Origin of the sequence: Solwaraspora sp. WMMD791 (assembly GCF_029581195.1) — a bacterium.
Lineage (GTDB): Bacteria > Actinomycetota > Actinomycetes > Mycobacteriales > Micromonosporaceae > Micromonospora_E.
This window is the reverse complement of the sequence record NZ_CP120737.1, coordinates 835242-848689: the sequence shown is the minus strand read 5'-3', so window position 1 is coordinate 848689 and position 13448 is coordinate 835242. Positions and strand designations below refer to the sequence as shown.

The following is a 13448-nucleotide window of genomic DNA, read 5'->3' as shown; positions in this document are numbered from 1 at the left end:
CCTGCTGCGACTACGGGCGCAGGTTCGGGACGGGCTGCCACACGTCGCGCACCAGGTCCAGCATCTGGGACACGCTCAGTGCGTCGTTGCTGCCGATGTCGAGGGTCTCCTTGGCTTCCAGGAAATCGTCACGCAACTTCTCGATGAGGTCGAACAGCGCGGCGACGTTCTCCTTGGCCTCGTCGGCCATGGTGGTGAAGTTCTTCTCCAGCTGACCGACCTCGGTCAGCACCTTCTCGTTGCCGGCGAGCAGGACGCTGAAGGGCGCGTCGTCGCCCGGGGCCGGCGATTGACCGGTATAGGCGAGCAGCCGCCGGACGTCCGGGTCCTTCTTCGCCTCGGCGAGAAACGCCTCGAACCGTTGACGAACCGTACTGTTTAGGTAGCTGTCCGTAACGGTGAATGTCTCATCGGCCACCGGTCACCTCCGCCTCGAGGCCGCGGTCAGCGGCCGACCGGGGCCAGGATGTCGTAGATGCCGTCGTTGGTGTCCCAGCTGGCACCCGTGACGCCCGCGCCGTCCTCACCAGAGTCGATGATCTGGCCGACAAAGAGGGTCTTCTCGCCGAGATCCTGAAACTTGATCATCACGTTGTTGTACGCACTGATCCAATCGTCGATCTTGGCCTGGAACGCGTAACTCGAACCCGCCTGGTACGTCGCACGGATCTCAGCCTGAATCCGGTACGCGGTCTGCCCAGCGATGATCATGCTGCTGACGTGGTCGTCGAGCGCAGCGATCGCTGCGGCGAAACCAGCGTCCTCCTTGTTGAAGTTGCCGCTCACCGTTCGTCACCCTCCCGTTCGCACCAGCTCGCACCGCCGCCGGCGCGACGGCCGGCCCGGCGACGCAGCACCGCCGTACGCCAGCGTCGTCGCAACCGGCCACGGTGACAATGGCGGATTCCCTAGATCTGGGCAGCGGCAGCCGGGCTTGCATGGGTGAGCGGCAACGACGATGATCGGCGCACCGATCCGACCCGACGGGTGACGGGTCGGGTTCGACAGCCCACGTACTGATTTGAGATCATCGATTCTCGTGGAGACCGTTCAAGACCGCCCGTCCGCCACCCGCCCGCTCCTGTGGCGGTTCCTGCGGCACGAATGGACCCTGGCCGTGCTCGGCGGCCTCTTCGTCGCGGTGGTGCTGACCTGGCCCACTCTGCGCCACCCCGCCAGCACCATCCCGGGCGACATCGCCGACCCGACCCTGCAGGCGTGGCAGATCGCCTGGGGCGGACACGTGCTGACCACCGACCCGACGCAGCTGTGGCACTCGAACACCTTCTTCCCGGAGCGGTACACCTACGCGTACAGCGACACCCTGCTCGGCTACGCGCCCGCCGGGATGATCGGTTCCGGGTTCGAGGCGGCCCTGATCCGCTACAACATCCTGTACGTCCTGCTGCACGCGCTCGCCTTCGTCGGCGTGTACGCCCTGGTCCGCCAGCTCGGCGCGGGCCGCATCGGCGGTGCGGTGGCCGGCGTCGCCTGGGCCTTCGCCCCGTGGCGACTCGCCCACTCCGGGCACCTGAACATCCTGTCCGCCGGCGGGATCGCGCTCAGCCTGGCCATGCTGGCCCGCGGCCACGGCTGGTCACTGCGGCACGGGTACCGGCCCGACCGCCGCAGCCCCGGCTGGGCCTTCGCCGGCTGGTTGGTCGCCGCCTGGCAGATCAGCCTCGGCTTCGGTATCGGCCTGCCGCTGGTCTACTTCCTGCTCGCCGCCGGGATCGTCGCCGCCATCGGCTACGCCTGGTCCTGGTGGCGCAAACGGCAGCGACCCGTGTTCGGGCGACGGCTGTTCCTGGCCGACCTGACCGGCGGGGTGCTGTTCGGGGCCGTCACCCTGGGCATCGCCATGGCCTACTTCCAGGTGGTCGCACTCAACCCACAGGCGGAGCGCTCGCTGGCCTGGACCGAGCTGTTCTCCCCGCCGTGGGTCGGGCTGGTCACCGCGCCCGGAGAGTCCTGGTTGTGGGGCGACCGGCACGCCGCGACCCGCGCCGAGCTGGTCTGGCCCCCGGAGATGGCGCTGCTGCCCGGCGTCACCCTGATCGCCCTGGCCGCCGCCGGTCTGGTGGTCTCCTCGTTCCGGGTCCGGCACCGGGTGGCGCTCGGGGCCGGCGTCGTCGGCACCGCCCTGCTCGCTCTCGGCTCGACCCTCGGTGGTGACGGCGACCCCGGGTACCTGACCTTGTCCAAGCACCTGCCCGGCTGGGACGCGCTGCGCACCCCGGGACGGATGATGCTGTGGACCAGCCTGCTGCTGGCGGTGCTGGCCGCCGGTACGCTGACAGCGGCGGCCGCCGCGCTGCGCCGATTCACCCGCGAGTGGCCGGACTCCCGACGGCAGGCGGTACGCGCGGTACTGCTGATACCGCTGGCGCTGGTGCTGCTCGAAGGCGTCAACCGGGTCGCCCACCCGGTCGTCCCGCGACCGCCGGCCGCGTGGCAACAGGTCACCGAGCCGGTCCTGGTCCTGCCGAGCGACGCCGGTGCCTTCGAGTTGAACGTCATGCTCTGGACCACCGAGGGCGATTTCCCCCGGGTGGCCAACGGACTGGCTGGTTTCGTGCCGGCCAGCCAGGAGCAGACTAGGGCGGTCACCGCGTTCTTCCCGGACCCGGCGAGCATCGCCTACCTGCGGCAACTGGGTGTACGTACCGTCCTGGTGATGCCGGAGCGGCTGCCCGGTACGCCGTGGGACGGGGTCGCCCAACGTCCGGTCGACGGGTTGGGCATCACCCGGGAGGAGGTCGACGGTGTCCTCGTCTACCGACTCGACTGACCCCGACTCGACTGATCCCGAGGACGGACCGCTGCGGCTGTCCGTCGTGGTGCCCTGCTTCAACGAGGAAGACTCCCTCGTACCGCTGCACACGGCCGTGTCCGCCGCGCTGGCCGCGCTGCCCGACGTCGACGTCGAGTACGTCTACGTCGACGACGGAAGCACCGACGCGACCCTGGCGCGGCTACGTCAGCTCGCCGCGCGGGATCCCGCGGTCCGTTACCTGGCGCTCAGCCGCAACTTCGGCAAGGAGTCGGCGATGCTCGCCGGGCTGGACCGGGCCACCGGCGACGCCGTCATCGTGATGGACGCCGACCTGCAGCACCCGCCGCGTCTGCTGCCCGACATGGTGGCGTTGTACCGGCAAGGTCACGACCAGGTGATCGCCTGCCGGGACCGCCGTGGCGACCGGTTCATCCGGACCGTCGCGTCCCGGGCGTTCTACCGGCTGATGAACCGTTGGGTGGACGTACGGCTGCTGGACGGGGCCGGCGACTTCCGACTGCTGTCCCGGCGGGCCGTGCAGGCGCTGCGCACCATGCCCGAGTACAACCGTTTCTCCAAGGGCCTGTACTCGTGGATCGGTTTCAACACGGTCGTCTTCGCCTACCCGAACGAGGCCCGCGCCGGCGGCGGGAGTCGGTGGAGTCTGCGTTCGCTGCTCAACTACGCGTTCGACGGACTACTGTCGTTCAACAACCGGCCGCTGCGCTCGGCGATCTACGCCGGCATGGGGCTGACCGTGATCGCTGTGGCGTACGCCGCCTGGGTGGTCGCCGCCGCGTTGATCCGGGGGATCGACGCCCCCGGCTACACCACCATCATCGTCAGTGTCATCGGGCTCGGCGGCATCCAGATGATGATCCTCGGGGTGATCGGCGAGTACATCGGCCGGATCTACTACGAGACGAAGCGCCGCCCCCACTACCTCGTGATGGAGTCGAACCCCGGCAGCGAGGCAGCGGACGCCGGCCCGGCGTCCGCCACGCCGCCGGTCTACCCGGCCCCGCGTCGTCCGGCGGCGGATCCGGCGGAGGCCAACGCCGAGGTGGCCGGCCCGGCGGAATGATCCGCCGGGCCGGGTCGTTGTGCATGGTCCGCGCCGCGCAGTAGCCAGCGCCCGCCGCCGCAGTTCGCTCACCTGGCCGCGCGCTCACGGCAGGCCCGCTTGGCGTCCCGGCGGACCGGCTGCCTCCGGCTGGCGGACCGGTACAGCGGTCGAGCAGTATTCCTCAGAGGAATGATTATTCCTCAGAGGAATACCATCTGACGCGGTGTCCCGTCCGCATGTCGTCACCGGCGGTGACGGCGGGCTGTCGGGCCGGGGAATGACCGGCCGGCCCGCGTCGTTGTACATGGTCGCGACGCACGGAAGGCCAGCCCCCGAGCGGGCGAGAAGCCACCGCCGCGTCCCCGTACCACCCGGATGACCGTTTACCGCACACCCCACACACCACCCGCCCGTTCCAGGGGCCGGGTGACGGGTGTGCCCCCTCGGAAAACGGAAGGTGGACCCCCCATGACCACGATCATCAGCCGTACCCTGGCCACCAGCCTGCGCAACACCGCCCTGGGCATCGCCGGTCTCACCCTCGCCGGCGGGGCGATCGCCGCCCCCGCCCTGGCCGCCGACCACGCCCCCACCGCCCTCGCCGCACCCGCCGCCGCAGCGGCCGCCAGCGACAGCGTCGACACCGCCAAGCTCATCCCACACGGCGTGCAGGGCGAACAGTCCCGCATCACCCTCTCGGCCGAGCAGACCGACAACGTCAAGGGCATCATCGCCGCCACCAAGAAGGCCGGCATGGACGAGCGTGCCGCCGTCGTCGCCATCGCCACCGCCCTGCAGGAGTCGAAACTGGAGAACCTCGGCCACCTCGGTGACCGCAACGACCACGACTCGCAGGGCCTGTTCCAGCAGCGGCCGTCGTCGGGCTGGGGCACCGTCGAGCAGATCACCGACGTGGAGTACTCGACCACCGCGTTCCTCAACGGGCTGAAGGCCGTCGACGGCTGGCAGGACATGCCGCTGACCCAGGCCGCCCAGACCGTGCAGGTGTCGGCGTACCCGGACCACTACGCCCAGTGGGAGACCCAGGCCGCCGAACTCGTCGCCCAGCACTGGAACAGCTGACCCACCCACCGCGGGAACAGGAACACCGAAGGGCCGGACCCCGTACCCGGGGTCCGGCCCTTCGGCGCGTATCCCGGGGTCAGACCGGTGGCGCTCCATGCCGACTCGCCAGGTATGCGGCACCGTCCTCGGTCAACCGCCCGAACAGCCGCAGCCGGGCCATCCCGCCGTCGGGGAAGATGTCCAGCCGCACATGGGTCGCGGCGCGAGGTGCGGACAACCGGAACCGGTGCCGGGTGTCCGGCTGCAACGGGGTGACCGGCAGCAGGTCGTGCCAGCGATCCGGTTCGTCGACAGCAGCCGTCGCCGCGCCACCGACGGTAGCCGAGGCGTCGCGGCACCGCAGCCGGGCAGCGGCCGGCGCGTTGCCCTTGAAGTGGCTGGTGTCCAGTTCGACAAGCTCGACGACGCCGGGCGCACCCAGCCGTACCTGCACCCAGTCGTTGCCGTCGTCGCGACGGCGCGCGGTCTCCCAGCCCTCCCCCATCGTGCGGGCCGGGCCGGGCAGCAGCAACTGCTGGGGCGAGCCGTAGAACCGGTCGCTGCACGCCTCGACCCGGCCGCCGTTCTCCACCGCGGCGAGGTCCAGTACCTCGGTCAGCAGCTGTGGATCGGGCACCGGCTCGCCATGCACCCGCAGCCGGGCGACCCCGCCGTCGGGATGGATCGTCAGCCGGACATGGGTCAGCCGCCCCGGTGCGTCCACCGGGATCACCACCCGGTCGTTGCCGGCCAACGCGGTCCGCGCCACCACCGGGGTCCACCGCGCTGCGGCAAGCTCCGCTGGCCCAGGGTGACCGGTCAGGCAGCAGCCGTCGACCGTCGCGTACGGCGGATAGTTGCCGGTGAAGTAGGCGGTGTCGATGACGACGGCCCGCGCGATGCCGGGTGCACCGAGTCGGACGATGGCATGGTCCGATCCGGGCTGGCGGCGACGTCGGGTCTCCCAGCCGTCGTACACCTGGCCCTTGGCACCGAAGGTGCCGGCGGCGAAGACCGGCGGACGCGGATCGACCAGATTGTCGGCGGCAGCGAAGAACTCGTCGTTGGCGCTCACCACGCCCCCGCCGAGCGCGCGGGAGGCCAGGTCGGGCAACCAGGTCAGGTCGAAGTCGCCCGGCAGGTCGGGCAGGGTGGAGGATACGCGGCTACCGGTCATCCGTCCCTCTCGTGATCAGGCGGCCGCGCGGCGCGTCCGGGGTGATCGGCGCGCCGCGCAGCCAGGTGGCGCGGACGATGCCGGTCAGGCGTCGTCCGTTGTACGGGGAGACCGGGTGCCGCTGGCGCAACCGGCCCGGGTCGACGTGGTAGCTCGGCGTCGGGTCGAAGGCGACCAGGTCGGCCTGTGCCCCGACCACGATCCGCCCCTTGTCGGCCAGGCCGACCAGGTCCGCCGGGCCTTCGGCCATCCAGCGGACCACGTCGCCGAGACCGAATCCGCGCCGGCGCGCCTCGGTCCAGACCGCCGGCAGGCCCATCTGTACGGAGGCGATCCCGCCCCAGGCGGTGGAGAAGTCCCCGGTGTCGGGGGTCTTGAGCGCCGGCAGGCAGGGCGAATGGTCGGAGACGACACAGGAGATGGTGCCGTCGGCGAGTGCCGCCCACAGGGCGTCCTGGTTGGCGCGGTCGCGGATCGGCGGGCAGCACTTGAACTCGGTGGCACCGTCCGGGATCTCCTCCGCCGACAGGGTCAGGTAGTGCGGACAGGTTTCGGCGCTGACCGGCAGACCCGCCCGGCGGGCGGCGGCCAGCACCGGCAGCGCGCCAGCGGCGGACAGGTGCAGGATGTGTATCCGGGCGTTGCCGCGCCGGGCCACGTCGATGGCCGAGGTCACGGCGTCGACCTCGGCGGCGGGCGGCCGGCTGGCGAGGAAGTCCCGGTAGCGGGTGGAGGAGACGGCAGTGTGCAGCTGGTCGGGTTGCTCGGCGTGGATGACGAACAACGCGGGTACGGCGGCGAACGCGGCGGCGAGTTGTCCGGCGTCCAGTGGTGGGAACTCCGGCACCCCCGAGTCGGCCAGGAACGCCTTGAACCCGAAGACCCCGGCGGCGTACAGGTCGGGCAACGCGGGCGCGTTTCCGGGCACCGCGCCACCCCAGAACCCGACGTCCACATGGCACCGCCCGGTGGCGGCCTGCTGCTTGACCGCCAACGCGGCCGCGTCGACGGTCGGTGGCAGGCTGTTCAGCGGCATGTCGACGATGGTGGTGACGCCGCCGGCGGCGGCGGCGAGGGTGGCCGTGGCGAACCCTTCCCATTCGGTACGGCCGGGTTCGTTGACGTGCACGTGGGTGTCGACGAGTCCGGGCAGCAGGGCGACGTCGCCGAGGTCGGTGTCGACGGTCGCCGGCACCTGTTCCCGGTAGTCGGTGACGGCGACGATCCGACCGCCGCCGACCGCGACGGCGGCGGGCCGTTCACCGTCGGGCAGTACCGTGCGGCGGGACCGCAGCACCAGGTCGACGGTCATGCGGCGGCTCCCTGGGTCGGTTGCGCCACCGCGACCAGGTCGGTGCGGCTGAACCCGACCTCGGCGGTGTCGAGGGCACCGCAGTCGAGTCCACGCAGCAGGAACCCTGCCAGTGCCCGGGCAGTGGCCGGTTCGTCGAGGATGCCGCCGGCCCGGCGGTCGAGGTAGGCGGCGAGCCGGGCCACGGTCGACGCCCGCCCGTCGCGGTAGAAGGCGTAGGTGGCGGCGAACCGGGTCGGCAGCTGCCCGGGGTGCAGATCCCAGCCCTGGTAGAAGCCGCGTTCGAGGGATCGACGTACCAGGTTGGCGTGCTGCCGCCAGGCGGCGTGCACGGCGGCGGTGTCGCCGACCGGCAGAACGTTGGTGGAGCCGTCGCTGAGCCGTACACCGGTGCCGGCCGCGGCGACCTGCATGACGGCCTTGGCATGGTCGGAGCTGGGGTGGTCCATACTCAGGTAATCGGCGGCGACCCCGCATCCGGTTCCGTAGTCGTAGGTGCCGAAGTGCAGCCCGGTGCAGCGGCCGGCCGATTCGCCGATCAGCGTGGCGACGGTGGCGCGGCCGTCGGCGCCGAGCACGGCCGCCGGCGTCTCGATCTGGATCTCGAACCGCAGTGTGTCGCGGGCCAGCCCGTACGCCTGCTCCAACCGCTCGCACACCTCGACCATGGCGGCGATCTGGCCGGGGTGACTCACCTTCGGCAGGGTGACCACGAATCCGGCGGGGGGCCCGCCGCAGGCGTCGAGGAACAGGTCGAGGCTGCGGATCGCACGGCGGCGGGTCGCCGCTTCCAGCGACTTGATCCGTACGCCGACCCACGGTGGTGCCGTGCCGGCGGCCCGTGCCGTCGTCAGCGCATGGGCCGCCGCCCGCAGGTGGGCGTCCTCGGCTGCGTCGTCGCGTACGCCGTAGCCGTCCTCGACGTCGATGCGCAGGTCCTCCACTGGTTCGCGGGCGAGCTTGGCCCGTACCCGGTGGTCCAGCTCGGCCGGGTACGGCGTCGGCGGGTGCGCGTCCAGCGTGGCCAGTGCCGCCGCGCCCCAGGTCGGCACCAGGTCGGCGGTGACCCGGTCGGCGGGCACGTAGACGGTGTGCACCGGCTGGCGTTGCGGCGTGTGGCCGGGGTAGCGCTGCCGCAGGGCGGCGTCGACCTCGGCGAGGCGGTCGTCGATGGCGGCGTAGTCCGCCGCAGCGAGCCGGGGCATCAGTCGATCAGCCGGTACGCCGGCAGGGTGAGGAAGTCGACGAAGTCGTCGGCGAGGGCGACCTCGACGAACAGGGACCAGGCGTCCGCAAACCGGCTGGCCGTCCAGTCCTCGCTGGTCGTCTCGGCGCGGATCGCGGCGAGTTCGGCCTCGCCGATGGCGCGCACCAGGTCGGCGGTGACCGGGGTGCCGTCGGACAGCCGTACCCCGTTGTGGATCCACTGCCAGATCTGCGAGCGGGAGATCTCGGCGGTGGCGGCGTCCTCCATCAGGTTGTTGATCGCGACGGCGCCGTTGCCACGCAGCCACGCCTCCAGATAGCGCAGCGCGACCGCGACGTTGCCGCGCAGCCCGGCGGCGGTGACGGCCCCGCCGGTGGCGGCGACGTCGAGCAGCTGATCGGCGGTGACCGACACGTCCGGGCGCTGCCGGTCCAGCTGGTGGGGCCGGTCCCCGAGGACCTCGTCGAAGACTTCCCGACAGACCGGCACCAGATCGGGGTGGGCCACCCAGGAGCCGTCGAAACCGTCGCCGGCCTCGCGGAGCTTGTCGGCCCGGACCTGGTCGACGGCGCGGGCGGTCGCCTCGGTGTCACGCCGGTTCGGGATGAACGCCGACATGCCGCCGATCGCCATCGCCCCCCGCCGGTGGCAGGTGGCGACGAGCAGTTCGGTGTAGGCCCGCATGAACGGTGCGGTCATCGTCACCGCCGACCGGTCGGGCAGCACGAACTCCTCCCCGGCGTCGCGGAAGTTCTTGATGATGCTGAACAGGTAGTCCCAGCGGCCGGCGTTGAGGCCGGTGGCGTACGGGCCGAGGGCCCAGAGGATCTCGTCCATCTCGAACGCGGCGGTGATCGTCTCGATCAGGACGGTGGCCCGGATGCTGCCGGTCGGCAGGCCGAGGGTGGCCTCGGTGTGGGCGAACACGTCGTGCCAGAGAGCCGCCTCCTCGTGGCTTTCCAGTTTCGGCAGGTAGAGGTACGGTCCGCTGTCGCGGCGCAGCAGTTCGGCGGCGTTGTGGAACAGGTACAGTCCGGCGTCGACTAGAGCGCCGACGGCGGGACCGCCGTCGATGTCGAGGTGGCGTTCGTCGAGGTGCCAGCCCCGGGGGCGGACCACGATCGTCGGGTACGGGCCGGGGCCGAGCCGGTAGGTCCTCGCCTCGGTCCGCAGCGTGATGGTGCGCCGGACGGCGTCGGCCAGGTTGCGCTGCCCGCCGATCACGTTGGCCCAGTGCGGGGTGTTGGCGTCCTCCAGGTCGGCCAGCCAGACGCGGGCGCCGGAGTTCAACGCGTTGATCGTCATCTTCCGGTCGGTGGGTCCGGTGATCTCGACCCGCCGGTCGGTCAGGTCCGCCGGTGGCGGCGGTACGGTCCAGTCCCCGGCGCGCACGGCGGCGGTGTCCGGCCGCAGGTCCAGCCGGCCGGTGCGGGCGATCTCGGCGCGTCGGCGGCGGCGGGCCGCGAGCAGGTCGGCGCGGCGGCCGGCGAAGCGCCGGTGCAGGTCGGTGAGGAAGGCGACGGCGTCGTCGGTGAGGACGTCCGCGACGTCACCCGACGGTACGGCCGACTGCGCGGCCTGGGTGCGGGACATGGGCGTCACTCCTGTTCAGGGCGGGCCGTGGTGGTCAGTACGCGATGGGCGTGCGCGGCCCCGGCGGCCAGGTCGGCGGCGTCGGCGGTGCGCAGTTCGGCGCTCTCGACGACCGGGCGACCGCCGACCAGCAGCAGTTCCACCGGGGCGGGTGGGCCGAGCACCAGGGCGGCGACCGGGTCGTCGATGCCGGCGTGGCCGAGCCCGTCGAGGCGCCACAGCGCCACGTCGGCGAGTTTGCCGACCTGCAGGGAGCCGATGTCGGCGTCCCGGCCGAGGCAGCGGGCCCCGCCGATGGTGCCCAGGGCGAGGGCGTCTCGGGCGGTCATCGCGGCCGGGCCGCCGCGCAGCCGGGCCGCGTACAGGGCCTGGCGCAGTTCCTCGCCGAGGTGGCCGGCTTCCTGGCTGGCGGCACCGTCGACGCCGAGCCCGACGGGGACGCCGGCGGCGAGCAGGTCGGTGACCCGGGCGGTACCGGCCCCGAGGCGGGCGTTGGAGCTGGGGCAGTGCGCCACGCCGGTGCCGGTGGCGCCGAGGCGGGCCACGGCGGCGTCGTCGAGGTGGACCCCGTGCGCCAGCCACACGTCGTCGCCGAGCCAGCCGAGGTCGTCGGCGTACTGCACCGGGGTGCAGCCGTGGGTGGCCTGGCAGTACTGCTCCTCCTCGACGGTTTCGGCGAGGTGGGTGTGCAGCCGTACGCCCCGGCGGCGGGCCAGCTCGGCTGACTCGCGCATCAGGCGCGGGGTGACCGAGAACGGCGAGCAGGGGGCGACGGCGACCCGCAGCATCGACTCCGGCGACGGGTCGTGCCACCGGTCGATGGCGGCCTCGGTGGCGGCCAACGCGGCGTCGGTGTCCTCGACGACGGAGTCCGGCGGCAGACCGCCGGCGGAACGGCCAAGGTCCATGGAACCCCGGCACGGGTGGAATCGCAGGCCGATCCGGGCGGCGGCGGCGACCTCGGCGGCGAACAGGTCCCCGCCGTCGTGGGGGAACACGTAGTGGTGGTCGGTGCTGGTGGTGCAGCCGGACAACGCCAGCCAACCGAGGTTCGCGGCGGCGGCGGCGTGCACGGTGTCGGCGTCGATGCGCGACCAGATCGGGTAGAGGGTGGTGAGCCAGCCGAACAGGTCGTCGGACTGGGCCAGGCCCCGGGTGGCCCACTGGTACAGGTGATGGTGGGTGTTGACCAGGCCGGGGGTGGCCAGGCAGCCGGTGCCGTCGATGCGCCGTACCCGGTCGGGGTCGCCGCCGGTGAGCCGGGCCAGCAGGTCGGCGGGCACGTCGCCGGGGCCGACGGCGGCGATCCGGCCGTCGTCGCCGACGACGAGGTGCCCGGTGCGGTGTTCGGTGCCGGCGGCGTCGACGGTGGCGATCGCCGCGCCGCTGATGGCCAGCATCACCAGTCGCCCAGCGCCGGCGGGGCGTCGTCGCGGGCCACGGTGCCCTCGATCAGGCCGTACGGGCGGTCGGTCGCGACGAACACGGTGCCGGGGTTGTCCAGCCCGAACGGGTCGAGGTCGACCGGCAGGTGGTGCTTGTTCGGCAGGGCCAGGCGCACCTCCACCACGTCCGGGCAGTCGGTGAGCACCCGCTCCCCCATCGCGTACAAGGTCTGCTGCAGCGACCGGCTGTAGGTGCCGACGAACGCGTCGATCAGGGCCCGCCGGACGTCGGCGTGCGCGGCGTCGAAGCCACCGGCCGGGTCGGTCCCGGCGTAGCGCCACTGGGCGTCCACGGCGGTGGCCAGGATCCGGTCGTCGGTCTCGGGCAGCGTGGTGTACGGGTCGACGACGTAGCCGCGGAACTCCGAGTCGGTGGAGTTGAGCAGGACCAGGCCGGTCAGGCCGGCGACGACCTCCGCCCGCTGGCCGTCGTAGCGCACCGTGGCGGTGCGGGTGTGTCCACCGTCGCGGGCGAACGAGTGCGGACCGAGCCGGTGCCAGTCGTGCTGGGCGATGTCGACCCGGGCCCGGTCGATGCTGGTCTGGCTGTCCACGAAGTGCCGGGCCAGCAGCAGGCCGAACTCCTCGGCGCTGGCGATGCCGTGCTGGCGGGCGAACGCGTACACGGTGTTCTTCTGGGTGTCGGTCGGCAGCACCTGACGGTTGTCGCCGGTGAGGTGGGTGGCGGCGAGGTCGCCGGCGAGCGCCACGGAGACGGTGAGGTCGGTCAGGGTGTGCCGATCGGCGGCACGGTCGACCCGTACCACCCGGGTTTCCGCCTTGCCGTAGCGGTTCGGACCCAGGACGATCCCCATCAGTCAGCTCCCTCGATAGGTGGTGTAGCCGTACGGGCTGATCAGCAGCGGTACGTGGTGGTGGCGGGCGGTGTCGCGCACGACGAAGGCGACCGGGATCTCGGTGTAGAAGCCGGCGTCGCCGAGGTGCCCGGCCACGTCGAACACCAGCCGGTACCCACCGCAGGTCCACGCCTGGCCCGGCGCCCAGTCCCGCAGCCGCCCGTCGGCGTCGGTCCGTCCGGCCGCGACGGTGCGCCAGCCGCCGTCGGCGTGGGGATCGGCGACGTCGAGGCGGACCGGCAGGCCAGGTACGGGGGTGCCGGTGGCGGTGTCCAGCACGTGGGTGGAGAGCGGTGCGGCGTTGCTGGCGGTGGTCGGCGTGAGGTCGTCGACGAGTCGTCCGACGCGCAGCGCCGCGATCTGCCCGAGCTCGACGCGGACCACCGCCTGTTCGGTGGCCTCGTCGTGGTGCAGCCGGCGGCGGGCGGCGGCGGCCAGCTCGCCGGCGCCCCGACCGTTGGCGAAGATCAGGAACCGGTAGCCGAAGCGCTGTTCGTAGGCGTCGTTGAGGGTGACCAACTCGGCGCGGGCAGCGTCGTCGCCGTGCTGGTCGCCGCCGGTCGAGGCAGCCTGTTCCCGGCGGGACCAGCTGGCTTCCCGGCCCTCGCCCGACGGCGGTTGCCCGATGCGTGGATGGGCGGCGACCGCGGCGAGCACCTGCGGCCAGGGTAACCCGCTCAGCTGCTCACGAGCCGTCGCGGCCAGCGCCGCCCGGTCCCCGTACGGGCGGGCCGCCGCCACGGCGGCCGCCCAGTCCGGCGCGGCGCAGCAGCTCAGCAGCTGTGCGCGCGCCTCGTCGGCGGGCAGCGTGTTGAACACGTCGAGTCCGCGATCCACTCCCGGCACCCCTTTCGCTGGTCAGCAGTCAAGCAGTCGGGGTCAGCGGGTCGGTAGCGGCGCGGGGACCAAAGACGAAACACCGTCGCCGTACGGTTTTGGAGGTTCATCCA

The 13448-nt window shown here is 72.3% G+C and carries 12 protein-coding genes; 3 read left to right on the top strand and 9 right to left on the bottom strand.

Translation table 11 applies throughout. The features are described 5' to 3' along the window. Positions 1-10: 10 nt before the first annotated feature. Together O7623_RS03620 and O7623_RS03615 are read right to left on the bottom strand one after the other, a co-directional pair. The gene (locus O7623_RS03620; RefSeq protein WP_282227159.1) at positions 11-418 is read right to left on the bottom strand and encodes a hypothetical protein; all 408 of its coding nucleotides are present in this window, start codon (positions 416-418) and stop codon (positions 11-13) included. Between the two features lie 26 nt (positions 419-444). Continuing rightward, positions 445-786, bottom strand: coding sequence for a hypothetical protein (locus tag O7623_RS03615; RefSeq protein ID WP_282227158.1), 342 nt, complete (start codon positions 784-786; stop codon positions 445-447). Positions 787-1039: 253 nt separating this feature from the next. Between O7623_RS03615 and O7623_RS03610 the strand changes: the two genes are divergently transcribed. From O7623_RS03610 to O7623_RS03600, 3 genes are all read left to right on the top strand, one after another. Continuing rightward, positions 1040-2791: a hypothetical protein gene (locus O7623_RS03610; protein ID WP_282227157.1), complete on the top strand. Its 1752-nt coding sequence runs from the start codon at positions 1040-1042 to the stop codon at positions 2789-2791. A 31-nt stretch (positions 2792-2822) separates the two neighbouring features. Next, positions 2823-3860 (top strand): glycosyltransferase family 2 protein, encoded by a 1038-nt coding sequence (locus O7623_RS03605; protein ID WP_348775149.1) that lies wholly within the window; start codon positions 2823-2825, stop codon positions 3858-3860. 474 nt (positions 3861-4334) lie between these two features. Beyond that, positions 4335-4925, top strand: a complete 591-nt coding sequence (locus tag O7623_RS03600) for a hypothetical protein (RefSeq protein WP_282229296.1) — start codon at positions 4335-4337, stop codon at positions 4923-4925. A 79-nt stretch (positions 4926-5004) separates the two neighbouring features. Here the strand turns inward: O7623_RS03600 and alc are convergent, their stop codons facing one another. Genes alc through uraD form a run of 7 tightly spaced genes read right to left on the bottom strand, consistent with a single transcriptional unit; the run spans position 5005 to position 13335 of the window. Then, positions 5005-6084, bottom strand: coding sequence for an allantoicase (gene alc, locus O7623_RS03595; RefSeq protein WP_282227155.1), 1080 nt, complete (start codon positions 6082-6084; stop codon positions 5005-5007). After that, positions 6074-7396: an allantoinase AllB gene (gene allB, locus O7623_RS03590; protein WP_282227154.1), complete on the bottom strand. Its 1323-nt coding sequence runs from the start codon at positions 7394-7396 to the stop codon at positions 6074-6076. Before allB ends, alc begins: the two co-directional genes overlap by 11 nt. After that, complete coding sequence (locus tag O7623_RS03585) at positions 7393-8601, bottom strand: aldolase/citrate lyase family protein (protein WP_282227153.1); 1209 nt, start codon at positions 8599-8601, stop codon at positions 7393-7395. The genes allB and O7623_RS03585 overlap by 4 nt, the downstream gene beginning before the upstream one ends. Then, positions 8601-10196: a malate synthase A gene (aceB, locus tag O7623_RS03580; protein WP_282227152.1), complete on the bottom strand. Its 1596-nt coding sequence runs from the start codon at positions 10194-10196 to the stop codon at positions 8601-8603. Before aceB ends, O7623_RS03585 begins: the two co-directional genes overlap by 1 nt. 5 nt (positions 10197-10201) lie before the next feature. Next, entirely contained in the window at positions 10202-11596 is a 1395-nt protein-coding gene (locus O7623_RS03575; protein ID WP_282227151.1) for an 8-oxoguanine deaminase, read from the bottom strand. Beyond that, on the bottom strand, positions 11596-12456 hold the full coding sequence (pucL, locus tag O7623_RS03570; protein ID WP_282227150.1) for a factor-independent urate hydroxylase: 861 nt from the start codon (positions 12454-12456) through the stop codon (positions 11596-11598). Before pucL ends, O7623_RS03575 begins: the two co-directional genes overlap by 1 nt. Before the next feature lie 3 nt (positions 12457-12459). After that, positions 12460-13335 (bottom strand): 2-oxo-4-hydroxy-4-carboxy-5-ureidoimidazoline decarboxylase, encoded by an 876-nt coding sequence (uraD, locus tag O7623_RS03565; protein WP_282227149.1) that lies wholly within the window; start codon positions 13333-13335, stop codon positions 12460-12462. Positions 13336-13448 lie beyond the last annotated feature (113 nt).